We start from the raw sequence: 26,621 nt of genomic DNA, 5'->3' as shown, positions 1-26,621 counted from the left end.
GAAGCCTCATCGAAGGAGGCGATCGTGCAGCCAGAAACCTGCCAGCATCGCCGGCACGAACCACAGGGCTTCGTGGGCGCCGACCGCCAGGCCCGCGATGGCCGGCCCCGGGCAGTAGCCCGCCCAGCCCCAGCCGATCCCGAACAGCGCCGCGCCCAGCAGCAGCCGCCCATCAATGCCACGGGCAGTGGGCAGCTGGAAGCACTCCGCGCACAGCGGTTGCGCACGGCGCAGCACCGCGCGCTGCCCGACTGCACTGACCAGCACCGCCGACGCCAATACCCAGGCCAGAGTCGGATCGAACTGCCCGGCCACATCGAGGAAGCCGAGAATGCGGCGTGGATCGGTCATCCCGGCCAGCGCCAATCCCGCGCCGAACAGCATCCCTGCGCCACCGGCAGCCCAGGTCGTGCGGCTCACCGGAGGCCTCCGCCGTGGCGAATGAGGAACGTGGTCAGCATGGCGCAGGCCATGAACACCAGCACCGCCAGCACCGAGCGCTTCGAGCCCCGCGCCATGCCGCATACGCCGTGCCCACTGGTGCAGCCATTGCCCAGCCGCGTGCCAACGCCCACCAGCACACCGGCGCCGACCAGTTGCCAGGCGGGCAGCGCGTCGCGCAGCAGCGCCCGCGGCGCCTCCCCGGGCGGTGCCTGCCACCACAGCACGGCTGCGGCGGCGGCCGCCAGGCCGAGCAGGAACGCCCAGCGCCAGGCGCGTTCCTCCGGTTCCGCACGCAGGCTGCCGGCGGCAATGCCGCTGACGCCCGCCACGCGCCCGGTGGTGGCCAGCAACAGCACCGCGGCGGCCCCGATCATCGCCCCACCCGCCACAGCGGCCCATGGCAGGTTCATGTCCGGCCTCCGCGCATTGCATCCATCGACTTGCCTTTTTATTTAGCTTTTTCTAAATTAGCGCCTTCTAAACAAAAAGGTCAACCATGCCGCGCACCGCGCTCGACAGTGCCGCAATGGCAAAGCACGCCGCGCAGGCCGCCGCCCTGCTCAAGAGCCTGGCCCATCCGGCCCGGCTGCGTGTGCTGTGCCGCCTGGTTGAGGGGGAGGCGCCGGTGCCCGAACTGCAGGCGCTGACCGGATTGAGCGCATCGGCGCTCTCGCAGCATCTGGCCGTGCTGCGCGAACTGGGCATCGTGGCGACCCGGCGCGAAGCACAGGCCATCCACTACCGCATGATCGAAGGGCCCGCACTGGGCGTGCTGCACGCACTGCACGCCGCATACTGCGGTAGCGGCACCTCGCGCTGACGCTCAGCCCGCGTGCAGCACCGGCTGCACGACGTTGTCCAGCAGGTCCAGCGGCGTCGGCACGGCGCGATCGCCGTGCAGGGTACGGCTGAAGCCCGACCAGTCGCCGGATGAAAGCCGCCGCAACAGCGCCTCGTCCACCGGCAACGCGCGCATCGACCAGTACGGAAACTGGCGCTGGCCCAGGCGGCCACGCGCCAGTTCAATGATGTCGACATGGCTACCGGCCTGGAGGATGCGCTCGTACACCGACGCAATGCCATCCGGCGGCCCTTCGATGTACTGCAGGAAGTGCCCGCCATCGTGCAGCAGCACCCCGGTCACGCCGGCCATCTTGTTGAAGCGGGCCGCATCGTCAACCACCGCCTGCAGCCGTTCAGCGGAAAGATCCGCCCGCGCCTGGCTGACGTAGGCGATCGCGCGCAATGGCATGGTGCTTCCTTGGCAGTGGATGCAGCCACGGTAGCAGTTGCGGACGAGTCCGTCTCAGATCCACCGCAGGCTTGCTGAAGGATTCAGGTTGCGGCCGCCGCCATCCCGTCACAGCGTCGCGGCAACATCGCCTCGAACACCACCAGACCGGCATCGTTGCGCGCGCCAATGCGGCCACCGTGGGCGCGGACGAACTGGTCGACGATGTACAGCCCCAGGCCCAGGCCATTGCTGGGATGGAAACTGGCCTTGAACGGCTCGAACAGGCGTGGCAGCAGCGCGTCATCGATCCGACCTGCGTTGCTGACCCGCAGCAGCACAGTGCGCGGGTCACGACCGTCCACCTCCACCCTCGCCTCGCTGCCATGGGTGAGCGCGTTGCCGACCAGGTTCGCAGCGACCTGGCCCAGCCGATCCAGGTCGCCCTGCAGGCGGGTATCGCCCAGCGTGTCGAGATGGATCCGCGCATGGCCGTGCGCACTGCCGGCCTCGGCCACCACCGCACGGGTCACCTCGGCAAGGTCGCAGGCACTGGCCTGCAGGCGCAGGCCTCCGCTGCGGATCCGCGAAAAGTCCAGCAGCTGCTCGACCATCCGCGCCATGCGCAGCGTGCTGGCCTCCAGATGTTTCAGGGTCTGCTGCGCGCCGCTGTTGTCCTGCGGAAGCTCCAGCGACAGCTTGTCGGCGCACAGCAGGATCGCCGACAGCGGCGTGCGCAGATCGTGGGTGAGCACGGCCGCCATCGTCTCGTTGAGCTTGAGCGAGCGTTCCAGCGCCTCGTTGCGCGCCTTCAGCAGCTGGCGCTGCTGGTAGAGCTCGATGAAGACGTTGACCTTGCTCAGGATCACCCGCGGTGCCACCGGCTTGTGCAGGAAGTCGACCGCGCCGGTTTCGTAGCCCTTGAACGCACGCACCGGGTCATCCGGCGAGGCCGTCAGGAAGATGATCGGCACATCGCGGCTGCGGTGCGAGCCGCGCATCAGTTCGGCCAGGGTGAAGCCGTCGATCTCCGGCATGTGCACGTCCAGCAACGCCAGCGCCACCTCATGTTCCAGCAGCAACTCCAGCGCCTGCGCGCCCGAACCGGCCAGCAGCAGGTTCACGCCCTCGCGCTGCAGCAGCGCCTGCATGGCCACCAGGTTCTGCGGCACGTCATCGACGATCAGCAGGTTGACCGGGGTCTGCGACTGCGCAGGGTCCGGTGGCAGCAGGTTCATGCAAACAACTCCTTCAGGCGACGGCACATCAGATCAAGGGGCAGCACGGCGTCGGCGCCGGCATGCTGCAGGGCGGAGGCCGGCATCATCGATGCCTCGGCCTCCTGGGGACATTGCAGCCAGGCGCGGCCACCGGCAGCGCGCACCGCGGCGACGCCTTCACTGCCGTCGCTGCTGGCGCCGGTGAGCAGCAGGGCCAGCACCTGGTCGCCGAACACGGCCGCTGCCGATTCGAACAGCGGATCGATGGCCGGGCGCGAGAACAGCACCGGCGCATCAACCGACAGCGCCAGCGAGCGGGCATCTTCCACCAGCAGGTGGTAATCCGGCGGCGCAAAGGTGACCGTGCCGCGCTGCAGCGGCTGCTTGTCCTCGGCCTCGCGCACCGGCAGCGCGCAGTAGGGCGCCAGCACGTCGGCGATGCGGCTGCTGCGGTCGCGTGGCAGGTGCAGCACCGCCAGCACCGGCGCCGGCAGTGCCGCGGGCAACGCACCGAGCACGACCTGCAGGGCCGCGACGCCCCCGGCCGAAGCGCCGATCACCAGCACGGCCGGGCGTGTCGTCGTGGCCATCAGGCCACCTTCCGGTACAGGCGATGCTCGCGCGAACAGACCTCGAACGCATCATGGTGGCAGCCGAACTGCAGCGACTCCTTGCTGCCGAGGCCGAGGAAGCCGCGGTGCACCAGCGCTTCGCGGAACAGGCCCACCGCACGGTCCTGCAGGTCGCGGTTGAAATAGATCAGCACGTTGCGGCACGACACAAGGTGCACTTCAGAGAACACGGTGTCGGTGGCCAGGCTGTGGTCGGCAAACACCACGTTGCGGCGAAGCTGTCGATCCAGCACGGCACCATCGTAGGCCGTGGCGTAATAGTCCGACAGCGACGCGGTGCCGCCCGCCGCCAGGTAGTTGCGGCTGAATTGGGCCATCCGGTCGATGCCATAGGCCCCGGCTTCCGCCGTGGCCAGCGCCGCCGGATTGATGTCGGTGGCGTAGACGATGCTGCGCTCGAGCAGGCCTTCCTCGTGCAGCAGGATCGCCAGCGACCAGACTTCTTCGCCCGTGCTGCAACCGGCTACCCACAGCTTCACCGACGGATAGGTGCGCAGCACCGGCACCACCTGTTCGCGCAGCTCACGGAAATAGGCCGGGTCACGGAACATCTCCGACACCTGCACGGTGAAGAACTGCATCGCCTGCGCGAACAGGTCCGGCTCGTGCAGCAGGCGATGCTGCAGGTCAACCAGCCGCTCGCACTCATAGCGCTGCATGGCCTGGCGGATGCGCCGGCGCAGCGACGACACCGCATAACTGCGGAAATCGTAGTGGTAGCGCTGGTACAACGCTTCCAGCAGAACCTTCAGTTCCAGGTCGAACAGGGCCTGCTCGTTCATTGCCGCGAGCACCAGACCCGGCACAGCGACACCAGCTTGTCGACGTCGATCGGCTTGGCGATGTAGTCGTTGGCACCGGCCTGCAGGCAGCGCTCACGGTCGTCCGGCATGGCCTTGGCGGTCAGCGCGATGATCGGCAGGTCCTGCAGGTGGCGCTGCGCGCGGATCTCGCGCATTGCCGCCAGACCGTCCTTCTCCGGCATCATGATGTCCATCAGCACCAGGTCGACCTCGCGCTCGGCCAGCCGATCCACCGCCTCCTGGCCATTGCGCGCGATCTCCAGCGTGACACCGAGCGGTTCGAGCACGCTGGACAGGGCGAAGATGTTGCGCACGTCGTCCTCGGCCAGCAGCACCGTGCGGCCGTCGAGCACGGTGTCGCGGCGGCGCGCCTCGCGCAGCAGGCGCTGCTGGTCGGTTGGCAGGCTGGCCTCCACGCTGTGCAGGAACAGGGTCACTTCATCCAGCAGGCGTTCGGGCGAGCGCGCACCCTTGATGATGATGCTCTTGGAATAGCGGCGCAGGCGCTGCTCTTCCTCGCGGCTGAGCGCGCGACCGGTGTAGACGATCACCGGCGGGAAACCGACGTCATCGTTGCCGGCCATGTGTTCGAGCAGGTCGTAACCGCTGCCGTCGGGCAGCGACAGGTCCATCACCATGCAGTCGAACGTGACCGTGCTGAGCTGTTCCAGCGCACCGGCCAGGGTGCCCACCGCGACGATCTGCAGCTGGTCGCGGCCCAGCAGCAGTTCCAGGTTGCGGCGCAGCTCGCTGTCGTCCTCGACGATCAGCAGGCGCCGCACGTCGCGCTGGCTGGTCTGTTCCAGCTGCTCGATGGCCGTCACCAGCCGCTCGCGCGTGGTCGGCTTGATCGCAAAACCGATCGCGCCCAGCTCGCGCGCCACCTGACTGCGGTCCGTTGCCGAGACCACATGCACCGGGATGTGCCGGGTGTCAGGGTTGCGCTTCAGGCGCTCCAGCACGCTCAGGCCCGACACGTCCGGCAGGCCGATATCGAGCAGGATGCCGTTCGGACGCAGTTCGCTGGCCAGCGCCAGCGCCTCTTCCGCCGTGCCCGCCACCACGCAGTCGAAGTCCAGTTCATGGGCCAGGGCCACCAGTGCTTCGGCGAACGTGGCATCGTCCTCGACCGCCAGGATCAGGCGCCCGGCGCGCTGGCGGCGGCCGCGGTCATCGGCCACGCCGAGCGGACGCGGTGACCGGCGCTGCCGCAGTGGCAGCGCGCACGGGTGCCGCGGCAGCACGGCCGGTGTCCGTGCCGGCTGCCGGCACTGCCACGGGGGCCTCGGCAGCCTCGGCTGCGCTCGCCGCCGGGGCGCCCTGCAAGGGCAGCTCCAGGATGAAGCAGCTGCCGCGCCCGGGCTCGCTGTCGACCTGGATGTAGCCGCCCATGCGCTCGGCCAGATCGCGCGAGATCGACAGGCCCAGGCCGGTACCGCCGTAGCGACGGCGGGTGCTGCCATCGGCCTGGCGGAAGGCCTCAAAGATGACGTCCAGCTGCTCGCGCGCGATGCCGATGCCGGTATCGCAGACCTCGAACCGGATGCGGCCGTTGCCGGCCGCACGCACGTGCAGGCTGACCTTTCCGTGCTCGGTGAACTTCACCGCGTTGGCCAGCAGGTTCTTCAGGATCTGCTGCAGCCGCTGGCTGTCGACCACCAGCTGGCTCGGTGCCAGCGCATCGGCTTCGATCTGCAGGGCCAGGCCCTTCTGCCGCGCCATCGGCTCGAAGGTCTCGCGCAGGCGCTGCAGCGCGCTGTCGACCACCACCACTTCATCGGACAGTTCGACATGGCCGGCCTCGATGCGCGACAGGTCGAGGATGTCGTTGATCAGTGCCAGCAGGTCGTTGTTGGACGAGAGGATCGCACGGGCGTACTTCACCTGTTCCTCGGTGAGCGTGCCGTCCTTGTTGTCGGCCAGCAGCTTGGCCAGGATCAGCGAGCTGTTCAGCGGCGTGCGCAGCTCGTGCGACATGTTGGCCAGGAACTCGGACTTGTAACGTGACGTCGCGGCCAGTTCGTTGCTGTTGCGCACCAGCTGGCTCTGCGCGACCAGCAGTGCCTGCTTCTGCGCCTCCAGCTCGTGGGTGCGCTCTTCCAGCTGCACGTTGCTCTGTTCCAGCTCGGCCTGCTGTTCTTCCAGGTGGCTCTGCGACTGCAGCAGGCTGCGGCTCTGCTCTTCCAGTTCCTCGTTGGCCACGCGCAGCTCTTCCTGCTGGGCCTGCAGCTCCTCGCCCTGGCGCTGCGACTCTTCCAGCAGTACCACCAGCTGCGCACGCAGCAGCGATGCGCGCAGCGCCATGCCGATGGTCTCGGCACAGCGCTCCAGCAGCTCGCGATCCAGCTCACGCAGCTCGCCGACCCGGGCGCGACCCAGTTCGATGATGCCGACCACCGCGCCATCGCTGCTGAGCGGCGCCAGGATGCGCTCGCGCACCGGCAGCCGGCCCAGGCTGGTCTGCAGTTCAAGCACGGCGGCATCGTCACCGTGCAGGTGGCGGATGCGTTCATCACGCGCGACCTGCCCGGCCAGCCCCTCGTGCAGGGCCAGCGAGGCCGGCGCCCCCGAAGGCAGCGCCATGCCCCCGGTCAGCTGCAGCCGCCCGCCTTCCAGGCGGTAGACCGCAGCGACCTCTGCGCCCAGCTGCCCGGCCACGCTCGTTGCTGCGGCCTCGGCGATCTGCTCCGGCCCCAGGTCACCGCGAAGGCTGATCGCCACCGCGTTCTCGGCCTCCTGCAACCAGAGCGCGCGCATGGCCTGGCGGCGCGCCTGGATCGCGCGCGAGACGATCAGCGCGATCATCATGAAGGCGAAACCGCCAATGGTCCGGTTGACGAACGAAAACGCCGAGTTGGAACTGGCGGGCGCGACGTTGAAACCAATGACCAGCAGGATGCAGGACAGCACGGCCACCACGAATGGCGCCCGCGCGCTGCGCTGGAACACCGTGACGCCAACGGCCAGGAAGTAGGCCAGCCAGACGGCATAGCCCAGCGGTACGACCAGTTCCAGCGAAATGGTCGCGGCCAGCAGCACAGCGGACGTCATCCAGATCCAGCGGTCACGCGTAGTCGCACCAGGACGCATGCAGGTCGGTTCCAGAAGGCAAAGGGTGGAAGATGGTACTCCGTGTCGCATTCAGCCGCACAGGACAAATGGCACGTGTCAGGTGTGCACGCATCCTTCACACTTGAATGCCTAGCTTCACGTGCCTCACAGGGGTAACACTTATTTTCACGTGGACGCAACTGCCTCTACGACGTCCGTGCTGACGGATCCTTCCCGACAACTGCGGTTGCTGATCGACAGCGTGCGCGACCATGCGCTGTACCTGCTTGATCCGGAAGGCATTGTCTGCAGCTGGAATCCCGGCGCCGAGCGCATCAAGGGGTATTCCGCCGATGAAGTGATCGGCACGCACTTTGGCCGTTTCTACCTGCCTGCCGACCGTGAGGCCGGCGAACCACTGCGCCTGCTCCGCCTCGCGGCGCAGCATGGCCATGTGGCCAGCGAAGGGTGGCGGGTACGCCGGGACGGTTCGTCGTTCCGCGCCAGCGTGGTCATCGAGCCGGTCATGGAAGCCGGCGAACTCCTCGGCTTCGTCAAGATCACCCGCGACATCACCGAACAGTGGCAGGCGCAGCGACTGCTGCGCGACGCCCAGCGGGCGCTGCGCAATACCCAGCAGTTCGAGACCGTCGGCCGCCTCAGCCGTGGCCTGTCGCACGAGTTCAACAACCTGCTGACCACCATCGGCAATGCGCTGGACCTGCTTTCCCTTCGCGTGAGCGGCGATGATGCGCGCACGGCCGAGCTGCTGGATGCCGCGCAGGCCGCCACCGACCGCGGCGCGCTGCTCACCCGGCAGTTGCTGGCATTCAGCACCGGCCAGACCCTGATCCGCGAACCGGTGGACATCAACACTCTGCTGCAGCGCTGGCTGCCGGACCTGCAACGAACCTGCCCGGCGCATGTGACGCTGGAAGCCGAGCTGGCGCCCGGGCTGCCGCAGGTCAGCACTGACGCGATGCAGCTGCAGACCGCGCTGGCCAACCTGGTCGCCAATGCGGCCGAGGCCACACTGGAGGGCGGCCGCATCCTGATCGGCACGACCCTCCAGCATCGCCTCGACCCGGATGCGGACACGGCCCTGCAACGCGGCTATGTCACGCTCAGTGTCTGCGACGAAGGCCACGGCATGGCCGCCGACATCGCCGAGCGCGCGACCGAACCCTTCTTCACCACCAAGGACATCGGCAAGGGCAGCGGCCTGGGCCTGAGCCAGGTGTTCGGATTTACCACCCAGAGCGGCGGCTTCGTCGATGTGTCCACCACGCCCGGTGTCGGCACCACGGTCAGCCTGCTGCTACCCGCAATTGAGGACCCCGCCCATGACCGATGAACCGATCCGCGTGTTGATGGTGGAGGACCAGAACGATCTGCGTGAGATGATCGGCCTGGCCCTGCGCGATTTCGGCATCGAGGTGTCCACCACTGCCGATGGGCATGAAGCGGCCGCGTTGCTGAAGAGCGACGCACGCTTCGACGTGGTGTTCAGTGACGTCAGCATGCCCAATGGCATGTCCGGCATCGAACTCAGCGAGCACGTCGCCCGCGACCAGCCGCAGGCACGCATGATCCTGTCCTCCGGCTACGCGCGTTCGCAGCTGCCGCCGCTTCCGGAGCAGGTGGAGTTCCTGCCCAAGCCCTACCGCCTGCGCCAGCTGGTTGAACTGCTCAAGCAGGACTGAAGGCGTACCGGCCTGCGTGGCCATGCTCAGCGCCGGGCCCGCTGCATGAACAGCAGCGCCGGCGTGGATGCAGCGTCCACCGGCTCGAAGCCGAGGGAGCTGTACACCGCAACTGCAGCGGCATTGTCCCGATAGACCCGCAAGGTCAGCCGTTCAACGGCAGCAGCCTGGCACGCCTGCGCGATCAGCGCCTGCACCAACCCACGCCCGAGACCGCGGCCCCGCGCCTGCGGCGCAACCAGCAGGCGGCCCAGATGGACGGTGCCCGGCTGCGTGGACCAGGCCTGGCCGAAACCCACGCGCTGGTCGCTTGCGTCCAGCAGCAGCCACCCCGGGCGTTCGCGCAGCTGCAATACGTGCTCGAACCGATCGGGTGGCAGTGGATAGGGCACGCCCGGCCCGGCCCAGCGCAGCGTGGCTGCGGCCGAATCCAGCCACCCGGCGATGCTCGCGTAGTCCTGGGGTTGCACGGGCTGCAGGCGGTGGTCCATGGCGGCCGGATCGCGTGGCGAGGCGCCAGCATATCCGAGTGGCCTCGCGGGCAGCGCGCGGACGTGGCGCCGCAAACAGGGTGACCCCGGCCCGATTCGAGCGGGCGACCTTATCCGTAGGAGGGGACTTCCACTGTACGTTAGATCAACGACTTGCAAGATTGCTGGGACCGGCTTGGATCCACCTTCGCTCAAACACCCCACCGTAGCTGCTGCAGCCCTGCCCTCACCCACGCCTGGGTGCGGGCGTCCCTCGCTCGGGGCTTCCTCTCTGCCGGCGGCTTGGGCGGCTCTAGCGCCGCCTTGATTCGCTCGATCTCCTTAGCCCCCGCCTCGGCCAGACGCCGGGCCTGTTGCTGCTCGCGCGTTGGTGGCAGGCCCGGTAGTGGCGGCGGATTCCGCTGGGGATAACATTGGCCCATCGGTCAGCGTAAGGAACCCATGATGCGTTCAATCGTTCTGGCAGTTGTGGTGTCTTCCCTGAGTCCTCCGGCTTTTGCCCAATCAGCCAGACCCCAGACTCCACCTGTATCCAATGCCGAGGCGTATAAGTGGATTCACATCAGCGGCGGCGTTACAGAGGCGACGAGGCGCGGAGTGACGATGCCCCTTTGGGACTCCGAATCCAAAGACGGCGAGTCACTCGACAGCTTTGTTACCCGTACAGGTCGTGACGCACTGCGCGTACTGGAATCATCCCCGGCTACGATCTGCGGTCAGCTGGAAGAGACACCAGGCAAGTACAAGATCTTACTGAAAGCCACGAGCAAGGCGGCAGACTGTAGCGCCCAAGGCTCGCGCCTTCCCTACATGCATATCAGACGCACAGAAGCCGGTGTAAAGAGCGTTGGTCCGTCCCCGAGCGAGCTTCGCGGACCGGTGTATGTAGTCGACCTGTCTGGCATCAATTTCGAAGACGGCAGGAAGACTCGACCGGTCGTAGATTTCGGCAAGAAGTAGGCTGTGTTGCTGCGCAACCCTTGCCGCATGCCTGCGAACATCAGCTCTCCACTACACGACTGTCGGCTAACAACGATGCCTGCGCGCCGCTAATCGGCCCGCAACGCTTGATTCATCGCAGTGCCAGAGCACCGCACCAAGCCCTTCGTAATCTAACGGTAGCTCCGCCCTCTCCGGCCAGGCGAACGTCTCCGGTTGCGGCAACAGCGCGCGCAGCTAGGCCGGAGTTCCGTCGCGAAGGGTGCAGATTCTGGCCGGGGACGCTGATTACGCCACGACGAAGAAGTACTACGTACACCTCGCCCCTGAGGGTAATGATGGAGCGGTGGCGAAGCTAACCTATCGATTCGCCACTGTGACCACTGTGACCAAGTAGTGCCTTTTGATGGCCAGATATGGCCAATGGCGGTGTAGCAGCTATCGCAAGTCATTGATTCTGGTGACCCCGGCCCGATTCGAACGGGCGACCTTCCCCTTAGGAGGGGGACGCTCTATCCAGCTGAGCTACGGGGCCATGCAGCCGGGAAGTTTACAGCCAACGTGCCCTGCCCTCCAAGCATTCATGTCCGGCCCGGTTCCGCTGGCGCGTTGCACCATGGCCGGTCGGGGCGCTCTGCTACCATCGGCGATTCAGTTCATCGCGTCCCCCACCTGCCCGCGATGGCACCAAACAACGTAACGAAACACAGGAGTCTGCATGTCTTCCGAGCTGCTCAAGTCCCTTGGCCTGGACGCGATCAACGCTGGCACGTACCTGGGCAACGGGGAGTGGTCGAGCGCGACCAGCGGTGAGCTGATCACCCCGGTCAACCCGACCACCGGCGAGCCGATCGCGCAGGTCCGCGCCACCACCGAGGCCGAGTACGAGACCGTCGTCGCCCGCGCCCAGGAAGCCTTCGAGGTCTGGCGCACCACGCCGGCGCCGCGCCGCGGCGAAGCCGTGCGCCTGTGCGGCGAAGCACTGCGCAGGCACAAGGACGCCCTGGGTTCGCTGGTTGCGCTGGAAATGGGCAAGAGCAAGCCGGAAGGCGATGGCGAAGTGCAGGAGATGATCGACATCGCCGATTTCGCCGTGGGCCAGAGCCGCATGCTGTACGGCTACACCATGCATTCCGAGCGCCCGGGCCACCGCATGTACGAGCAGTACCACCCGCTCGGCCTGGTCGGCATCATCTCGGCCTTCAACTTCCCGGTGGCGGTGTGGAGCTGGAATTCGTTCCTGGCGGCCATCTGCGGCGACGTGTGCATCTGGAAGCCGTCCAACAAGACGCCGCTGACCGCCATCGCCTCGCTGAAGATCTGCAACGACGCCCTGCGCGAAGCCGGCTTCCCGGACATCTTCTTCCTGATCAACGATGCCGGTACCGCGCTGTCGGAAAAGATGGTCGATGACCGCCGCGTGCCGCTGATCAGCTTCACCGGCTCGACCCAGGTCGGCCGCACCGTCAACGAGAAGGTCGCGCGCCGCCTCGGCCGCTGCCTACTGGAACTGGGCGGCAACAACGCCATCATCCTGGACGAAACCGCCGACCTGAAGCTGGCTGTGCCGGGCATCGTGTTCGGCGCCGTCGGCACCGCCGGCCAGCGCTGCACCACCACCCGCCGCCTGATCGTGCACCGCTCGATCTACGCCGACGTGCTGGCCACCCTGGTCAAGGCTTACAAGCAGGTGGAAGGCAAGATCGGCGACCCGACCGATGCGGCCAACCTGATGGGCCCGCTGAACAGCGAAGGCGCCGTGCAGCAGTTCCTCGATGCGATCGCCCAGGCCAAGGCGGCCGGCGGCACCATCGAAACCGGTGGCAGCCGCATCGACCGCCCGGGCAACTTCGTGCTGCCGGCCATCGTCTCCGGCCTGAAGAACAGCGACGCCGTGGTCCAGCACGAGACCTTCGCGCCGATCCTGTACGTGATGCCGTACGACACCCTCGATGAAGCCATCGACATGCAGAACGGCGTGCCGCAGGGCCTGTCGTCCTCGATCTTCACCCAGAACCTGAAGACTGCCGAGAAGTTCCTGTCGGCGGCAGGCAGCGACTGCGGCATCGCCAACATCAACATCGGCACGTCGGGCGCGGAGATCGGCGGCGCCTTCGGCGGCGAGAAGGACACCGGCGGTGGCCGCGAGTCCGGCTCGGATGCATGGAAGGTCTACATGCGCCGCCAGACCAACACCATCAACTATTCGGATTCGCTGCCGCTGGCGCAGGGCATCAAGTTCGACCTGTGATGGCAAACGACGCCGACACGGCTGTGGGTCAGGGCCCTTCCGGGGTTCTGACCCAGGCCCAGGGTCGGATCCCCGCAGGGGCTCCGATCCTCGATTTCAGCGGCCGCCGCGTGCTCATCGCCGGCGGCAGCAAGGGCATCGGCCGTGAAATGGCGCTGGCGTTTGCCGGCACCGGCGCACAGGTCTCGGTCTGCGCGCGTGGCCGGGCCGGGCTGGATGCCCTGTGCGCCGATGCCCAGGAACAGGGCACGCCAGTGCACGCGTTCTCCGCCGATCTGGCCGACCCCGGCCAGATCCAGGCCTGGCTGCAGGCCGCCGCCGATGCCCTCGGCGGTATCGATGTGCTGGTCAACAATGCCACCGGCTACGGCATGGCCGACGACGAGGATGGCTGGGCCGCGAGCCTGCAGATCGACCTGATGGCAGCCGTGCGCGCCTCGCGGCTGGCGCTGCCCTGGCTGCGCGCATCCGGCGACGCCTGCATCCTCAACCTCTCTTCGATTGCCGCGCAGCAGCCCCGTCCCGGTGGCGCACCCTATGCTGCTGCCAAGGCCGCCCTTTCGCACTACACCACCTCGCAGGCACTGGCGCTGGCCAAGGACCGGATCCGGGTCAATGCCATCGCACCCGGCTCGATCGCGTTCGATGACGGCCTGTGGGATCGCCGCCGCGTCGAAGACCCCGACCTGTACCACGGCACGCTGGCAAAGATTCCGTTCGGCCGCTTCGGCCACCCGCGCGAGATCGCCGATGCCGCCCTGTTCCTGTGCTCGCCGCTGGCGCGCTGGGTCACCGGCAGCGTGCTCAACGTGGATGGCGGCCAGGTGTTGATGGGCTGATACTGGCAGTTCGGTAGCCGTCAACCTGGGTGGGCACGCCTTTCGTCGACCAAGGCCGACGCCTGCCAGGGCCTAAGTCCCATTCGTCGACCAGGGGGCGACGCCTGCCCTCACATCCGCCGGGCATGGGATTGCCGGGGCAGAGGCACTATCATGTGCACACTGCCAAGGAGGACCCCGATGAGCGTGGCACCCCGACAGACAAGCGCCCTGGCCGTGGTCAGCCTGGTCATGGGCATCGCCAGCTGGACCGTCCTGCCCTTCGTGGCCAGCATCGTCGCCATCATCACCGGCCACATGGCCCGCGCCGAGATCCGCCGCCGCCCGCATGAGCTGGAAGGCGATGGCATGGCACTCACCGGCCTGGTGCTGGGCTGGGTGATGGTCGGCGCCGTGGTTGCCGCCATCCTGGTCTTCATCCTGTTCTTCGGTGGCCTGGCGTGGCTGGCGGCGGTGTCGAACTGACGCCATGACCGCCTCCGACAGCACCGAACGCTTCAGCAGCCGCGTCGCCGACTATGTCCGCTACCGGCCCGACTATCCGGCCGCACTGCTGGACTGGCTGCACGGCCCGATGGGTGTCAGCCACCAGGCCCGTGTCGCCGACATCGGCGCTGGCACCGGCATCTCCAGCCGCGCGTTTCTCGCCAGCGGCCATCCGCTGGTGGCGGTCGAGCCCAACGCTGCCATGCGTGCTGCCGCCGAACAGTGGCTGGCGCCACAGTACCCGCAGTTCTCCGCCGTCGATGGCCGCGCCGAGGCCACCGGCCTGGCGGACGCCAGCATCGATCTGGTCAGCGCCGCGCAGGCCTTCCACTGGTTCGACACCGTGGCGGTGCGCGCCGAGTGGCAGCGCATCCTGCGCCCCGGTGGCCTGGCACTGATCTACTGGAATTCGCGCCTGCTCGATGCCAGCCCGTTCCTGGTCGGCTACGAACAGCTGCTGCTGGACTACGGCACCGACTACACCGCCGTAGCCGAGCGCTACCAGGACGATGCCACCATGCAGGCCTGGTTCGGCGCTGGCCTGCGCGGCAGGGTGGAGCTACCGAACGTGCAGTATCTCGACTTCGACGCCCTGCGCGGGCGCCTGCTCTCCTCTTCGTACGCCCCGCAATCCGGTCATCCGCGCCACGCGCCGATGATCGACGCTCTGCAGCACCTGTTCGCCGCCCACGCGGTGGACGGCCAGGTTGCTTTTGAATATCGAACCCGAGCCTTCCTCGGCACGCTGGACTGAACCGACGCATGTATTCGCTTGCCCGCCCCTTCCTGTTCTCGCTCGACGCCGAGCGCGCCCACGGCCTCGGCCTGTCCGCACTGGACCTGGCCTATCGCACCGGCACCACGCCGCTGCTGGCCGCCCGCATCGCGCCGATGCCGAGCACGGTGTTCGGGCTGACCTTCCCCAACCCGGTCGGCCTGGCCGCCGGCCTGGACAAGAACGGCGAGCACATCGATGCACTGTTCGCGCTGGGGTTCGGCTTCGTCGAGATCGGCACCATCACCCCGCGCCCGCAGGCCGGCAATCCGCAGCCGCGCCTGTTCCGCCTGCCGGAACACAACGCGATCATCAACCGCATGGGCTTCAACAATGCGGGTGTGGACGCGCTGGTACGCAACGTCGAGCGCGCGCGCAACCGCCGCGGCCTGCTCGGCATCAACATCGGCAAGAACAAGGACACCCCCAACGAACAGGCCGTGGACGATTACATCGCCTGCCTGGACAAGGTGTACCCGCTGGCCGACTACATCACTGTCAACATTTCCTCGCCCAACACCGCCGGCCTGCGCGAACTGCAGGAAGAAACCGCGCTGCGCCAACTGGTCAGCCAGCTGCGTGACCGCCAGGAGGAGCTCGCGGCCCGCCACGGCCGCCGCGTGCCGATGCTGGTGAAGGTGGCGCCGGACCTCAGCGAGCGTGACATCGATGCCGCCGCCCGCGTACTGGGCGAGCTGCAGGTGGACGGCGTGATCGCCACCAACACCACCATCGACCACAGCAAGGTGGCCGGCGACCCGCTGGCCAACGAGGCCGGCGGCCTGTCGGGCGCGCCGGTGCTGGAGCAGTCCACGCTGGTGCTGCGCCGCCTGCGCTCGCGCCTGCCCGAGTCGGTACCCTTGGTCGGCGTCGGCGGCATCCTGTCCGGTGCCGACGCGGTGGCCAAGATGGCGGCCGGTGCCGCGCTGGTGCAGTGCTACAGCGGCCTGATCTTCCGTGGACCGGCGCTGGTTTCCGAATGCGTGGAGGCGATCCGTCGCCGCCGCGAAGCGCCGAGCCGCGGCGCGGTGGCCCCCCTGTGAGCGCGCCCATGGATAGCACCGACGGCAACGCCCCGCTGCGCTGGACGCTCACCCGCAATGCGCCGCTGCGGGCACTGAACACCTTCCACGTGCAGGCCAATGCGGAACAGCTGCTGGAACTGCACGACGCCGCGCTGCTGCCGGACGTGCTGGCGTTGCCCGAGGTGGCCAACGGCCCGCTGCTGGTACTGGGCAGCGGCAGCAACGTCCTGATCGCCGAGGACCTGCCCGGCACCGTGCTGGTGTTCGGCAACCGCGACATCAGTTTCCTTGAACACCGCGCCGACCATGCCGTGATCCGCGCCGGCGCCGGCGTGCCCTGGCATGGCCTGGTGATGTGGTCGCTGCAGGAAGGCCTGTCCGGCCTGGAAAACCTGGCGCTGATTCCCGGCACCGCCGGTGCCGCACCGATCCAGAACATCGGCGCCTATGGCGCGCAGGTGGGCGAGTTCATCCAGGCGGTCGAAGCCTGGGACTGCCAGGATCAGGCCTGGGTGCGGCTGGACAACGAGCAGTGCCGCTTCGCTTACCGCGACAGCGTGTTCAAGCAGCAGCCCGACCGCTACCTGATCACCGCCATCGAACTGAAGCTGCCGCTGCTGCACGACCTGCGCATGGACTATGCCGGCATCCGCGAGGAACTGCAGGCACAGGGCGTGGAACTTCCCAGCGCCGTGGACGTGGCCAACGCGGTGATCGCGATCCGCCGCCGCAAGCTGCCCGACCCGGAGGTACTGGGCAACGCCGGCAGTTTCTTCAAGAACCCGGTGCTGCCGCTGGAACAGGTCGACGTGTTGCTGCAGCACTTCCCCGACCTGCCCGTGTTCCCGGCCGAGCAGGACGACAGGCGCAAGGTCTCCGCGGCCTGGATGATCGAATCCTGTGGCTGGAAGGGCTTCCGCGAGGGTGATGCCGGCGTGGCGCCGAGCCACGCGCTGGTGCTGGTCAACCACGGCAATGCCAGCGGCGCTGAACTGCTGGCGCTGGCGCGCCGCATCTCGGCCTCGGTGCTGGAAAAGTTCGGCGTGCCGATCGAACCGGAGCCCCGCCTGCTCGGCGCACAGTGGTGAACAGCCCCGCCCTTTCCCCTGGCGCCACCCCGATGCGGGCGGCGCTGCTGATGCTCGGCAGCACGATGGCATTCGGCCTGATGGCGGTGGCCATCCGCTATGCCACCCGTTACGTGCCGACGCAGGAAGTGGCGTTCTTCCGCAATGCCTTTGGCCTGCTGGCCCTGCTGCCGATGCTGCTGCGGCCGGGCCGCGCGCCCTTGAAGACGCAGCAGCTGCCACGCTATTTCGTGCGCAGTGCGATCGGCCTGGGCTCGATGCTGTGCGCGTTCTGGGCGCTGGGCCACCTGCCGTTGGCGCAGGCGGTTTCGCTCTCCTATTCCACGCCGCTGTTCGTCACCATCGCCGCCGTGCTGTGGCTGGGCGAAACCGTGCGCGTGCGCCGTTGGGCGGCAGTGGTGGTGGGTTTCATCGGCGTGCTGGTGATCGTGCGCCCCGGCACGGCCGGCTTCACCGCCGGCAGCCTGGTCGCGGTCGCCGCCGCGGTGCTCAGCTCGCTGGTGGCAATCCAGATCAAGCAACTCACCCGCGTCGACAGCGCCGATACCGTGGTGCTCTACACCTACGTCTTCTGGGTCCCCCTGTCGCTGGTCCCGGCGTTGTTCGTCTGGGTCTGGCCGACCGGGTTGGCCTGGCTGTGGCTGCTGGCCACCGGCGTGCTCGGCACCGTCGGCCAACTGCTGTGGACCCGGGCGCTGCGGCTGGGCGAAGTCTCGGCGCTGACACCGATCAGTTTCCTGCAGCTTCCCCTGGTGACGCTGTGCGGCTGGCTGTTGTTCAACGAAAGCGTGGACCGCTGGACGATCATCGGCGCCGGCATCATCCTGGCCGCCAACGCCTACATCGCCCATCGCGAAGCCGTGCTGTCGCGCCGCGCCGCAAGTGCGGCCGCCTCAGCAGCGGCCAAGCCTGCAGAATGAAAACCACCTGCACGGACCATGGGTAGAGTCGACTGTTGGTCGACTGCTCTTCGTCTGGAACAGGCAAAGCCCGCGCTGCGCGCGATAGTCGACTCTACCCGGGGTGATCCTGGCAACGGCCCGGGAACTAACCCAGCGCGCGATACACCCGCTCGGCGGCGTCGAACACGTTGCCCGGTGCGAACTGCTCGCTGAGGAAATGCAGCGATTGCCGGCGCAACGGCGGCGAACGCTCCTCGCCATCACTGCCCAGCAGCACCTGCTGGAACTCGATCAGGTCCTGCAGGATGCGCCAGTGCCGGTACCAGGCAATCCAGCGCGGATCACCGCGGTCGCTGCCATAGCCCTCCTCGAATCCCAACGGGTTCTCGCGACCCCAGCGCCCGCCAACCGCGCCGCCGATGAACATCAGGTCGCGCTCGCGCGGTGCCAGCGACAGGCCATCCCAGTCGATCAGGTGCAGGCCACCGTCGTTGCCCATCAGCAGGTTGCCGGCATGCAGGTCGGTATGGCACAGGTGCAGCCCCCTCGGCACGTCCTGCAACGCCGCATGCAGCTGCACGGCCTGCGCATGCAACGCGGCGATGCGTGCGTGCTGCTGGTCCCAGACCGACACGAACGCACGGCCCAGTCCGTCCTTGGCGGCCGCCAGGCCCTCGCCAGCCAGCCACTGGCCCACCGTATCAAGCGCCGCGGTTTCCATCCGCGCGCTCGGCAGCGCCTCCTGCAGCTGCAGCGGCGGGCGGGCCTCGTGCAGACGGCGCAGCACTTCACCCAGCCGTTGCCACTGCGTGCGGCTCAACGCCGCCTCGAAGCCGGACTGGCCTTCCACATAGGGAAACAGGGTGAACTGCAGGCCCCAGCGCTGCACCGAAGCGCCACCGGTCAGTGCCGGCCAGGGTGCGACGATTTCCTCGATGCCCAGCGTGCCGCGCAGCCAGTGCAGGGTATCCCAGACGGCAGGGTCGACCTGGTAGCTGCGGCATTTCAACCACCATTGCCCACGACGTGCATCGATGCGATACACGCTTGCGTTGGCGTCGGCGCCAACCGGGCGTGGCACCACGGCCGTGGCGGTGATGCCATAGGACTGCAGGAGGACTTCGCCGAGGTGCTGCGCCGAAGCGGATGACATGGATGCAAGCGGAAAGTGTTACCTGCCGCCACTATCGCAGATGCGCAGGCTGCGACACAGACATGTCCGTCACAACATCACGTCTGCGCGACCAAAGTGCTAGCCGGCGACGCGTCGCATCACCGCTTCCAGTGGCCCCCGCGCGAACCGCAACGACCACAGCCACGCGGCGGCCGTGGCCAGCATCAGGAACAGCAGCGCGCACCACAGCACCGCCGGCAATGACGCGCTGCCATCGAGCACGCCCAATCCTTCCAGCGTCCCCATGCCCAACAGGATGTGGCCGACGTACAGGCTGAGTGTCATCCGCCCTGCCGCAGTGAGCGGCGCCCGCCAATTCCCGGGATACCGGCGGCTGACCCACAGGCACGCGGCGATCACACTGCAGGCCGCGCCCGAACCGGTCAGCACGTAGGCCGGTCCCGGCGGCATCGGCTGCGTTCCCAGCCACACCTGCCAGGGCGTTCCCAGCGCAAGGTGCTGCACGCCCTGGCCGGCGCCGATCAGCAGCACGCCCAGCAGCAGCAAGGCACGCTGCACGCGCGGCTGTGACAACTGCAGGCGCGCCAGCAGCATGCCCAGCAGGAAGAAGCACATCCACGGCAGCAGGGGATGGAAGCCGTTGAACAGCAGGTTGCGCGCGGCACCCGGCCACTGCCAGAGACCGGTGTACTCCAGCGTCTGCCAGTTCCAGCCCTGGCTGTAGTCCCAATGCAGCAGTGCCCAGAACGAACCGGCCGCCAGGCCCACGATGCTGGCCAGCAGCGCCCGTGGCGACGCACGCAGCCACAGCACCGCCAGCGCGAAATACACCGCGTAGTAGTGCAGGATGTCGGCCGGGAACAGGGTCAGGTTGAGCAGGCCCAGCACCAGCAGAAACAGCGCGCGCCGCCAGGTCTGCACGCAGGCCTGCCTCCGGCCCAAGCGCTGCGTGGCCAGTACCAGGCCAAGCCCGGCCAGGGTGACGAAGGTCGCCGAAGCCTTGCCTTCCAGCAGATGGAAGAAGCCGGCCAGCCACCCCCCGCGCTCGGCAGGTACGGCCATCGCCAGGCGGAAGTTGACCAGCACCATGCCGGCCAATGCGAAGTAGCGCGCCAGGTCCAGGCCGTGCAGCCGCCGGTCATCGGCGCTCATGCACGTGATCCCAGCAACCGTGTTAGCAGCTCGAGATCCAGCGCGGCGTTCTCCGCGTTGCCGGCTTCACCCAGGCCCTGGCGCAGCGCATCGCTTTCGATGGCATCCAGCAACACCTGCGCCTGCAGTGCCGGGGCCAGCGCAGGGCGCCGCCGCTCGCGCCGCGCAATGCCCTGCAATGCATCGCCCAGCACCTGTTGAAGCTGCCTGCGGTTGGCGGCGAAGGCCGCGGCTGCGGCGGGGTTGCGTGCACTCTCGGCCAGCACCTCGGCCGCGAGCGTTGCCCACTCCGGTTGCCGGCACAACGCATGGAAGTCCTGCAGGAACGCCAGCACCTGCGCGCGCTCGCCGTCGGCCGCCGCCAGCCGCTGCAGCATCGGGGCCAGTTCCTCGCTTTCGGCCGCGGCCACCGCAAGGATGATCGCCTCCTTGCCCGGGAAATGGTTGTAGAGATTGCCCAGGCTGACACCGGCCGCCTGCGCGATGTCGCGCATGCTGGTCTGGTGGAAGCCCTTGGCCAGGAAACACTGCAGGGCCGCCTGCAGGATCAGGGTCACGCGCTGCTCATTGCGGTCGATTCGGCTCATGCCAAACATAGTGAACGAACGTTCGTCCATTTTAAAGAATGGAGAAGTCCGTCGGCAGGGCAGCATTCAGCCCTGGCCTACGCCGTCCTGTGCGGTTTCAGAAGAACTCGTCGAGAAGACGGTAGAACGCCAGCCGCCGTTCGTCGGGCACAACGCCATAACTGCGGAACAGCGGCGCGACCCACCGGGTGTCGCCGAAGTTGTGGACGAGGCTGCGCGCGGCCAACGCCAGATCCTGGTAGCGATCGGCCACGCCCAGCCGGCCACAGTCAATGAAACCGCTGAAACGCCCCTCGACGGCCAGCAGGTTCGGCAGGCAGGCATCGCCATGGCTGACCACCAGATCCTCGTGATCAGGCCGGGTAGCGCGCAGTTCGGCGAAGACCTGCTGTGCGCTCTGCCCCAGGCGCTCGTCATCGAAGTCATCGGCGTCGACCCGGCCCGCCTCGACCCGTGCCTGTGCGGCCTGAAGTCGCGAAGCCAGCCGCTGGTCGAACGGACAGGCCGCCACCGGCAGGGCATGCAGGCCCCGCAGCGCGTCGGCCAGCAGTTGCACCCGGTGCTGGGGCGCGAGCGCCGGCGAGGAGGCCAGATCGTGGCCGGGCAACGCACTCATCAGCAGCCAGCGGCGCCCTTCCTCCTCGGCCGTAGCGATCACCGTCGGCGCCGGCTGACCCTGCGCCTGCAGCCAGCGCAGGCGCGCGATCTCGTCGCCCAGCTCACTGAAGGCGTCGATCACTTCCGATTTCAGGAAGGCATCGGCCTGCCCCGGACGATGCACGCGGGCAACGTCCGCACGCGATACGCCGATCGACTGCCGCTCGATGCGCGCATCGGCCAGTGCTTCCTGCCAGGCGTGAGGCAGGGGCATGCCCTCCATGCGTGCGCGGGGTGCTTCCATGCCAGGGGACGCCTGTAACCGATGACTGCATGGATTCTCGCTCATCCGGCATTCCTCCCGTCAACAGCAGTGATGCCGGGCAGTCGTCGCTACAGCAACGCCCACGGATCCGTCACCGTGTAACGTCGGCGCCGATCGCCCCTGCATTCCCGCAAGGTCGCGCTGAACAAGCGCATCGCCGATGCGCTGCGCGAGGGCTTCCGTGATCGCCGGCCCGCGCTACTGACCCAGCGGGCCGCCGCAGGGCATCGTCAGTGGCCGCGCGCGCGGCCGTGGTTTACCCTGCTCGTCACCGGCCGTCGGTCACAGGCGGGAACCTGCTATGGATGCGCTTTCACGGGTCTCGGCCCAGGTCCTGGACAGTGCCCTGCCCAGCCTGCCGCTGTACCTGCTGCAGGCCACCGCGGTGATCGGCATGATCGGCGTGCTGCTGATCGCCACCCGTCGCGCCGGGCACGCCATCGAGGGCCGGCGTCTGTATGTCGGCGTGACGCTGGGGCTGATCTACCTGTTCAATTCCTGGTTCGTGGCCGGTTACACCCAGGGCGTGGTCAAGCTGCACCTTGGCTTCGACATCCTGCTGGTCAGCGGCCTGCTCGGCGGGTGGCGCGGTGGTCTGGCCTGCCTGGCGGCTGCCGTGCTGGCCCGCTACCAGTTTGTCGGCACCCAGTTCTTCCTGCCCGCCAGCCTGGAGGCCGCGCTGCAGATGATCACCGGCGTCTGGCTGCGCAGGCGCCTGCACCCGCGCATGCTCAACGAGCTGTCGCTGCGCATGATCCTGCGGGCGTGGTCGGCGCGCATCGCCGCGACCGCGGTGGGGCTGGCACTGGGCGTGGCGATCATCGGCGCCGACCAGCTGCCGGTGGCCGAACTGGCGATCCAGCGCGTACTGGCACTGCCGGTCTCGCTGCTGGTGCTGGGCGCGGTGTTCGCGCTGGTCTACAACGACGCCCAGATCGACGCGCAGCGCCAGCGCGAGCAGGCCTGGTTGCGCATCGACCCGATCAGTGGCCTGCCCAACATGCGCGCGCTGGGCGAACGACTGCAGGACTTCTGGCGCGGCAACGACGGCCTCGGCAAGGCCTGCCTGGTCGTGGTCGAGATGGGCAACCTGCGCGATCTGCGCCTGCGCTACGGCCCACTGCAGGACAACGGGCTATGGCATCGCGATACGGCGGCGGACATCCATCGGTTGCTGCCATCGCTTCCCGCCGATGCCTTGGAGATCTATCAGTTCGGTGACGCGGCGCTGGCCCTGCTGGTGCGCGGCATGTCGTTGGCCGAGCTGCGCAGCCAGGCCCATGTCACCGCGTTGGCCTGCAATCTCACTGAGCGCGTCAGCCGCGACTGGCCGGGCTTCCGGCCGCTGTTCCGCTGCGCCGTGGTCGAGCTGAAGCCTCCGGCCAACGCCGATGAAGGCCACCTGCCGTTGCGGGCGATCACGCTGGCGCTGAGCGCGATCGAGTCGGGCGTGGTGTTCTTCGATGACCCGATCCAGCGCGACAGCGAAATCGATGCCCTGATCGAGGTCGCGCTCGAACGCTGGCTGCGCCAGGGGGATGCACCGCTGAGCTACCAGCCCAAGCATCGCCTGCGCGACCGGCGGCTGGTCGGTGCCGAGGCACTGCTGCGCATGCGCGATGGCGAGGGCCGGCCGATCACACCGATGCGGGTGATCTCGCTGCTGCGCCGGCAGGGCCGGCTGGCCGACCTGGAATGGGCCACGCTGCAGTCGGCGGTGCACTTCCTGCAGTTCTGCCGGCAGGATGGCGCTTCACTGACCATCGCGGTCAATGTCTCTGCAGAATCGCTGCGCCTGCCCGGATTCGGCCTGCGCCTGCACGAGCTGCTGCAACTGCACGACATCCCCGGTGCGATGCTGCGCCTGGAAATCGTCGAGTGGACCGAGATCGTCGAGCGCGACGTGGTCGATGCCAACATCGCACAATTGCTGGCGGCCGGGGTCACGCTGTCGCTGGATGATTTCGGCGCGGGCTACTCGACCCTGATCCTGCTTTCGCAGCTGGCCATCGCCGAGGTCAAGATCGAGCAGGCGCTGATCGCCACGCTGTCCGACGCCAAGTCACAGTCGATCGTGCGCTTCATCGTCGAAGTCGCGCACCGCTGCGGCGCGATCGTCGTGGCCGAGGGCACCGAGACCCTGGCGCAGGAACAGCACCTGCGCGCGCTGGGCGTGGATGTCGGCCAGGGCTATCTGTATTCGGCCGCACTGCCGGCCGACGAGTTCCGCCGCTTCGCCGCCGGCTAGGCCGCGTAGAACCCCAGGAACATCGCCACCGCCGACTCGGCCACGCGCGCGCGCTCCTGTTCGTTCAGTGGCGGCTGCCCCATCGTCACCTGCGGCCAGAACGCGAAGCTCTTCACCAGCCCGTGCAGCTGGTGGCCGGCAAATTCCGGATCGACCTCGCGCAGCCGGCCATCGGCGATTGCCGCGCGGATCCACGCACTCTCGCCACTTTCCTTCTCGCCCATGCGGCAGACGATGGCCTGCGCACGCTCCGGCGAGTGGATGATCTCGGCCATCGCGACCCGCGCCAGGTCGATGAAGTTGGCATCGCTGAGCAGGTCCAGCTTCTGGCCCAGCAACTGCAGCAGCTGCCCCTGCAGCGGCTGGTCGGGCCGGTACGGCAGCGCGTCGCTGGCCACGCTGCGTTCCCACAGTTCCTCCAGGATCATCGAGAACAGCGCTTCTTTGCTCGGGAAGTGGTTGTACACGGTGCGCTTGGAGACGCCCGCCACCTCGGCGATGCGGTCCATGCTGGTCGCCTCGTAGCCCGACGCACGGAACTCCTCCACCGCAGCGCGCACGATCGCGTCGCGTTTGCGGTCGGTGAGGCGCTGCGGGGTACGGGACATGGCGGGAACTGATCGCTGAACGGATGCACGCATTTTACACCCGGTAGTGTACTTTTGAAAAACAGGAAACTACACTGTGCAGTGTACCCAGCGGACGTCACCCATGAAGCGCCTGCTCCTTGTCCCCCTGCTTGGAATCCTCGCCGTGACCGCCTACACCTTCTGCACCTCCTGGTCCCTCCCCGACTACCCCGAGTCACCGCAGTACCGTGATGGCAAGTTCCGCAATGCCCTGCCGCGTCCGGCAATGAGCCTGCGCGACGGTGCGGAGATCTGGTGGACGTTCCTGTTCAACAAACCCAAGGGCACCGTGCCGACCCACCCGATTCCGGTGAAGCCGCTGGACCGGGCCACGCTGGACGCCGCGCCGGACCGCAGCCTGTTCCGGCTCGGGCACTCCACGATCCTGCTGAAGCTGCGCGGCCAGTACTGGCTGACCGACCCGGTCTTCTCCGAGCGCGCCTCGCCGGTGCAGTGGATGGGCCCTGCGCGCTTCCATGCGCCGCCGATCAGCATCGATGCACTGCCGCCGATCGCCGGCGTCATCCTTTCGCACAACCACTACGACCACCTCGACCACGCCGCAGTGATGCAGCTGGATCGCAAGACCGCGCGCTTCATCGCCCCGCTCGGCGTGGGTGACCAGCTGATCGCCTGGGGTGTGGACGCCGGCAAGGTCGAACAGCTGGACTGGTGGCAATCCACCGAGGCCAATGGCCTGCGCCTGACCGCCACCCCGGGCCAGCATTTTTCCGGCCGCGGCCTGGGCGACAGTGACCGCAGCCTGTGGGCGTCATGGGTGATCCAGGACGGCGACTTCCGCATCTTCTTCAGCGGCGACACCGGCTACTTCGATGGCTTCAAGGCGATCGGCGAAAAGTACGGCCCGTTCGACCTGACGATGATCGAGACCGGCGCCTATGATCCGCGCTGGGCGTTCGTGCACATGCAGCCGGAGCAGACGCTGCAGGCGCACCTGGACCTGCGTGGCAAGTGGCTGCTGCCGATCCACAACGGCACCTTCGACCTGGCCCTGCACGCATGGCAGCAGCCGTTTGAGCGCATCACCGCATTGGCGGCCGCGAAGCGCGTGCCGGTGGCCACCCCGATGATGGGCGAAGCAGTGGACATGCAGGCGCCGCAGCCGGGCACGCGCTGGTGGGAGACGGTGGAGCTGTAATGCGGTGGGCTCCGGTTCTGGCCGCCGCTACGTCTTCGGGTGAAGCCTGCGCCCTTCCCGGGCCAGATTGATCTGCAGCGCAGCGGCGGCGAGCTCGGTCATTTCCGTCGTGACTTTCCCGCTGCCGCGCGCTCGCAGCCAACCGAGTATGTCGACGAGATGCCAGATCGAGGTCGAGCCGTCATGCACGGGGGACGGAAACGACTGCAGGTTGGCCAGCATGAGCTTCCGCATGTTCTGGCGCGACATTCCGAGCAGGTCTGCGACGTCAGTGAGCCCCACCAGATCGGGGCTCACTTCAACCAGTTCGGCACCGGGCACAGCCCGCTGCACATCGTCGAGCGCCGAACGCAGGGCAACCCCTGCGCTGTCTGCTTCCCGGCAGAACGCCAGGGCCAGCCGTCCCGGCAACCCAAGGCCCACAAGCGCGTCGTCACAGCCGCCTTCGGCCAGGCGCTGCTCGAGGACGCCGATTTCATTGCCTGTGTCCGGCAAGCGGTACTTCAGGGTGAAGTTGAATTCCATGATTGACCCCTTCGCTTCTGACGAAGCCTGATCTCATTGCTCACGACTGCAGTTGTCGACCACACGCCGCAAGGCACTTGCATGACGGCTGCCGCTTCGCGGCGTGCTCCAGATGCTCACGATGCAGAACTCCCCGCATCGGCAATCGGTGTCGTTGTAAGGGCAATACATCCGGCCCCACGCATGGCCGCCCGCCATACGGAGCCTCCACCCACGATCCTCCGCGAACTACAACGCCGCTTCGATGTCCTTGTCTGGAGGACGCGCTCGAGACATTCCTTCTTCTCCGCAGTCTCCACACGGCTCACGCTGGTTGTCAAATGACAACTCTCTTAAAAGACGCTCGATGTGACCCTAACCAATCCGCGCTACACGTCCATAGCC

25 protein-coding genes, 1 tRNA gene and 2 pseudogenes are annotated in these 26,621 nt (G+C 67.6%); 12 read left to right on the top strand and 16 right to left on the bottom strand.

Translation table 11 applies throughout. From position 1 onward, the window contains the following. Positions 1 to 6: 6 nt before the first annotated feature. On the bottom strand, positions 7 to 420 hold the full coding sequence (locus NSQ78_RS10060; RefSeq protein ID WP_064238344.1) for a DUF6691 family protein: 414 nt from the start codon (positions 418 to 420) through the stop codon (positions 7 to 9). Further along, entirely contained in the window at positions 417 to 854 is a 438-nt protein-coding gene (locus NSQ78_RS10055) for a YeeE/YedE thiosulfate transporter family protein (protein WP_064238342.1), read from the bottom strand. The genes NSQ78_RS10060 and NSQ78_RS10055 overlap by 4 nt, the downstream gene beginning before the upstream one ends. 86 nt (positions 855 to 940) lie before the next feature. Between NSQ78_RS10055 and NSQ78_RS10050 the strand changes: the two genes are divergently transcribed. Continuing rightward, entirely contained in the window at positions 941 to 1,264 is a 324-nt protein-coding gene (locus NSQ78_RS10050; RefSeq protein WP_064238340.1) for a metalloregulator ArsR/SmtB family transcription factor, read from the top strand. A gap of 3 nt (positions 1,265 to 1,267) precedes the next feature. On the opposite strand, the gene NSQ78_RS10045 is transcribed toward NSQ78_RS10050, so the two are convergent. The 5 genes and pseudogenes from NSQ78_RS10045 to NSQ78_RS10025 all read right to left on the bottom strand — a co-directional run bounded on the left by NSQ78_RS10045 (position 1,268) and on the right by NSQ78_RS10025 (position 7,420). After that, positions 1,268 to 1,696 (bottom strand): BLUF domain-containing protein, encoded by a 429-nt coding sequence (locus NSQ78_RS10045; RefSeq protein WP_053462792.1) that lies wholly within the window; start codon positions 1,694 to 1,696, stop codon positions 1,268 to 1,270. A gap of 83 nt (positions 1,697 to 1,779) precedes the next feature. After that, positions 1,780 to 2,913 (bottom strand): hybrid sensor histidine kinase/response regulator, encoded by a 1,134-nt coding sequence (locus tag NSQ78_RS10040; protein ID WP_064238337.1) that lies wholly within the window; start codon positions 2,911 to 2,913, stop codon positions 1,780 to 1,782. Then, a complete protein-coding gene (locus NSQ78_RS10035) occupies positions 2,910 to 3,485 on the bottom strand; it encodes a chemotaxis protein CheB (RefSeq protein ID WP_064238335.1) in 576 nt (191 codons plus the stop codon). Before NSQ78_RS10035 ends, NSQ78_RS10040 begins: the two co-directional genes overlap by 4 nt. After that, positions 3,485 to 4,309, bottom strand: a complete 825-nt coding sequence (locus NSQ78_RS10030) for a CheR family methyltransferase (RefSeq protein ID WP_049471292.1) — start codon at positions 4,307 to 4,309, stop codon at positions 3,485 to 3,487. Before NSQ78_RS10030 ends, NSQ78_RS10035 begins: the two co-directional genes overlap by 1 nt. Beyond that, positions 4,306 to 7,420 (bottom strand): annotated as a pseudogene (locus NSQ78_RS10025) (response regulator). Before NSQ78_RS10025 ends, NSQ78_RS10030 begins: the two are co-directional and overlap by 4 nt. A 178-nt stretch (positions 7,421 to 7,598) precedes the next feature. Between NSQ78_RS10025 and NSQ78_RS10020 the strand changes: the two are divergent. Together NSQ78_RS10020 and NSQ78_RS10015 are read left to right on the top strand one after the other, a co-directional pair. After that, positions 7,599 to 8,735 carry a PAS domain-containing sensor histidine kinase gene (locus NSQ78_RS10020; protein WP_049471290.1) on the top strand — a complete coding sequence of 379 codons (1,137 nt, stop codon included), beginning with the start codon at positions 7,599 to 7,601 and terminating at the stop codon, positions 8,733 to 8,735. Next, positions 8,725 to 9,084, top strand: coding sequence for a response regulator (locus NSQ78_RS10015; RefSeq protein ID WP_049471288.1), 360 nt, complete (start codon positions 8,725 to 8,727; stop codon positions 9,082 to 9,084). Before NSQ78_RS10020 ends, NSQ78_RS10015 begins: the two co-directional genes overlap by 11 nt. A gap of 26 nt (positions 9,085 to 9,110) precedes the next feature. Here the strand turns inward: NSQ78_RS10015 and NSQ78_RS10010 are convergent, their stop codons facing one another. Together NSQ78_RS10010 and NSQ78_RS10005 are read right to left on the bottom strand one after the other, a co-directional pair. Beyond that, complete coding sequence (locus tag NSQ78_RS10010) at positions 9,111 to 9,575, bottom strand: GNAT family N-acetyltransferase (RefSeq protein WP_064238333.1); 465 nt, start codon at positions 9,573 to 9,575, stop codon at positions 9,111 to 9,113. 1,397 nt (positions 9,576 to 10,972) lie between these two features. Next, positions 10,973 to 11,049 (bottom strand) — tRNA-Arg (locus tag NSQ78_RS10005). 183 nt (positions 11,050 to 11,232) lie between these two features. On the opposite strand from NSQ78_RS10005, the gene NSQ78_RS10000 reads away from it, so the two are divergent. The 7 genes from NSQ78_RS10000 to NSQ78_RS09970 all read left to right on the top strand — a co-directional run bounded on the left by NSQ78_RS10000 (position 11,233) and on the right by NSQ78_RS09970 (position 17,898). Next, on the top strand, positions 11,233 to 12,765 hold the full coding sequence (locus NSQ78_RS10000; protein WP_064238331.1) for an aldehyde dehydrogenase family protein: 1,533 nt from the start codon (positions 11,233 to 11,235) through the stop codon (positions 12,763 to 12,765). Further along, positions 12,765 to 13,604, top strand: coding sequence for an SDR family NAD(P)-dependent oxidoreductase (locus NSQ78_RS09995; protein WP_064238328.1), 840 nt, complete (start codon positions 12,765 to 12,767; stop codon positions 13,602 to 13,604). The genes NSQ78_RS10000 and NSQ78_RS09995 overlap by 1 nt, the downstream gene beginning before the upstream one ends. A 180-nt stretch (positions 13,605 to 13,784) precedes the next feature. Beyond that, positions 13,785 to 14,069 carry a DUF4190 domain-containing protein gene (locus NSQ78_RS09990; protein ID WP_049471284.1) on the top strand — a complete coding sequence of 95 codons (285 nt, stop codon included), beginning with the start codon at positions 13,785 to 13,787 and terminating at the stop codon, positions 14,067 to 14,069. A gap of 4 nt (positions 14,070 to 14,073) precedes the next feature. Further along, positions 14,074 to 14,844: a class I SAM-dependent methyltransferase gene (locus NSQ78_RS09985; RefSeq protein WP_064238325.1), complete on the top strand. Its 771-nt coding sequence runs from the start codon at positions 14,074 to 14,076 to the stop codon at positions 14,842 to 14,844. Between the two features lie 8 nt (positions 14,845 to 14,852). After that, complete coding sequence (locus tag NSQ78_RS09980) at positions 14,853 to 15,908, top strand: quinone-dependent dihydroorotate dehydrogenase (protein ID WP_049471279.1); 1,056 nt, start codon at positions 14,853 to 14,855, stop codon at positions 15,906 to 15,908. A gap of 8 nt (positions 15,909 to 15,916) precedes the next feature. After that, positions 15,917 to 16,978: a UDP-N-acetylmuramate dehydrogenase gene (gene murB, locus NSQ78_RS09975; protein ID WP_064238323.1), complete on the top strand. Its 1,062-nt coding sequence runs from the start codon at positions 15,917 to 15,919 to the stop codon at positions 16,976 to 16,978. Positions 16,979 to 17,010: 32 nt separating this feature from the next. Next, complete coding sequence (locus tag NSQ78_RS09970) at positions 17,011 to 17,898, top strand: DMT family transporter (protein ID WP_049471276.1); 888 nt, start codon at positions 17,011 to 17,013, stop codon at positions 17,896 to 17,898. A 127-nt stretch (positions 17,899 to 18,025) separates the two neighbouring features. On the opposite strand, the gene NSQ78_RS09965 is transcribed toward NSQ78_RS09970, so the two are convergent. The 4 genes from NSQ78_RS09965 to NSQ78_RS09950 form a co-directional block, all read right to left on the bottom strand. Beyond that, positions 18,026 to 19,033, bottom strand: a complete 1,008-nt coding sequence (locus NSQ78_RS09965) for an aminoglycoside phosphotransferase family protein (RefSeq protein ID WP_049471274.1) — start codon at positions 19,031 to 19,033, stop codon at positions 18,026 to 18,028. 99 nt (positions 19,034 to 19,132) lie between these two features. After that, on the bottom strand, positions 19,133 to 20,167 hold the full coding sequence (locus tag NSQ78_RS09960) for a heparan-alpha-glucosaminide N-acetyltransferase domain-containing protein (protein ID WP_064238321.1): 1,035 nt from the start codon (positions 20,165 to 20,167) through the stop codon (positions 19,133 to 19,135). After that, positions 20,164 to 20,754, bottom strand: a complete 591-nt coding sequence (locus tag NSQ78_RS09955; RefSeq protein WP_064239641.1) for a TetR/AcrR family transcriptional regulator — start codon at positions 20,752 to 20,754, stop codon at positions 20,164 to 20,166. The genes NSQ78_RS09960 and NSQ78_RS09955 overlap by 4 nt, the downstream gene beginning before the upstream one ends. A gap of 97 nt (positions 20,755 to 20,851) precedes the next feature. Beyond that, entirely contained in the window at positions 20,852 to 21,655 is an 804-nt protein-coding gene (locus tag NSQ78_RS09950; protein ID WP_064238319.1) for an APH(3')-II family aminoglycoside O-phosphotransferase, read from the bottom strand. A 322-nt stretch (positions 21,656 to 21,977) separates the two neighbouring features. Between NSQ78_RS09950 and NSQ78_RS09945 the strand changes: the two genes are divergently transcribed. After that, on the top strand, positions 21,978 to 23,924 hold the full coding sequence (locus tag NSQ78_RS09945; RefSeq protein WP_064238316.1) for an EAL domain-containing protein: 1,947 nt from the start codon (positions 21,978 to 21,980) through the stop codon (positions 23,922 to 23,924). Here the strand turns inward: NSQ78_RS09945 and NSQ78_RS09940 are convergent. Beyond that, the gene (locus tag NSQ78_RS09940; protein ID WP_053462774.1) at positions 23,921 to 24,532 is read right to left on the bottom strand and encodes a TetR/AcrR family transcriptional regulator; all 612 of its coding nucleotides are present in this window, start codon (positions 24,530 to 24,532) and stop codon (positions 23,921 to 23,923) included. The two genes, NSQ78_RS09945 and NSQ78_RS09940, sit on opposite strands and share 4 nt — an antisense overlap. 103 nt (positions 24,533 to 24,635) lie before the next feature. Here NSQ78_RS09940 and NSQ78_RS09935 point away from each other — a divergent pair, with 103 nt between their 5' ends. After that, positions 24,636 to 25,712: an MBL fold metallo-hydrolase gene (locus NSQ78_RS09935; protein WP_064238314.1), complete on the top strand. Its 1,077-nt coding sequence runs from the start codon at positions 24,636 to 24,638 to the stop codon at positions 25,710 to 25,712. Positions 25,713 to 25,739: 27 nt separating this feature from the next. Here NSQ78_RS09935 and NSQ78_RS09930 read toward each other — a convergent pair whose 3' ends face one another. Both NSQ78_RS09930 and NSQ78_RS09925 read right to left on the bottom strand, forming a co-directional pair. Continuing rightward, on the bottom strand, positions 25,740 to 26,237 hold the full coding sequence (locus NSQ78_RS09930) for a DNA-binding protein (protein ID WP_049471261.1): 498 nt from the start codon (positions 26,235 to 26,237) through the stop codon (positions 25,740 to 25,742). A 33-nt stretch (positions 26,238 to 26,270) separates the two neighbouring features. Continuing rightward, a pseudogene (locus NSQ78_RS09925) lies at positions 26,271 to 26,513 on the bottom strand (hypothetical protein). Positions 26,514 to 26,621 lie beyond the last annotated feature (108 nt).

It is taken from the genome of Stenotrophomonas sp. FSL W7-1447 (assembly GCF_037966425.1).
Classification (GTDB): domain Bacteria; phylum Pseudomonadota; class Gammaproteobacteria; order Xanthomonadales; family Xanthomonadaceae; genus Stenotrophomonas; species Stenotrophomonas pavanii.
This window is presented reverse-complemented; position numbering and strand designations above follow the sequence as displayed.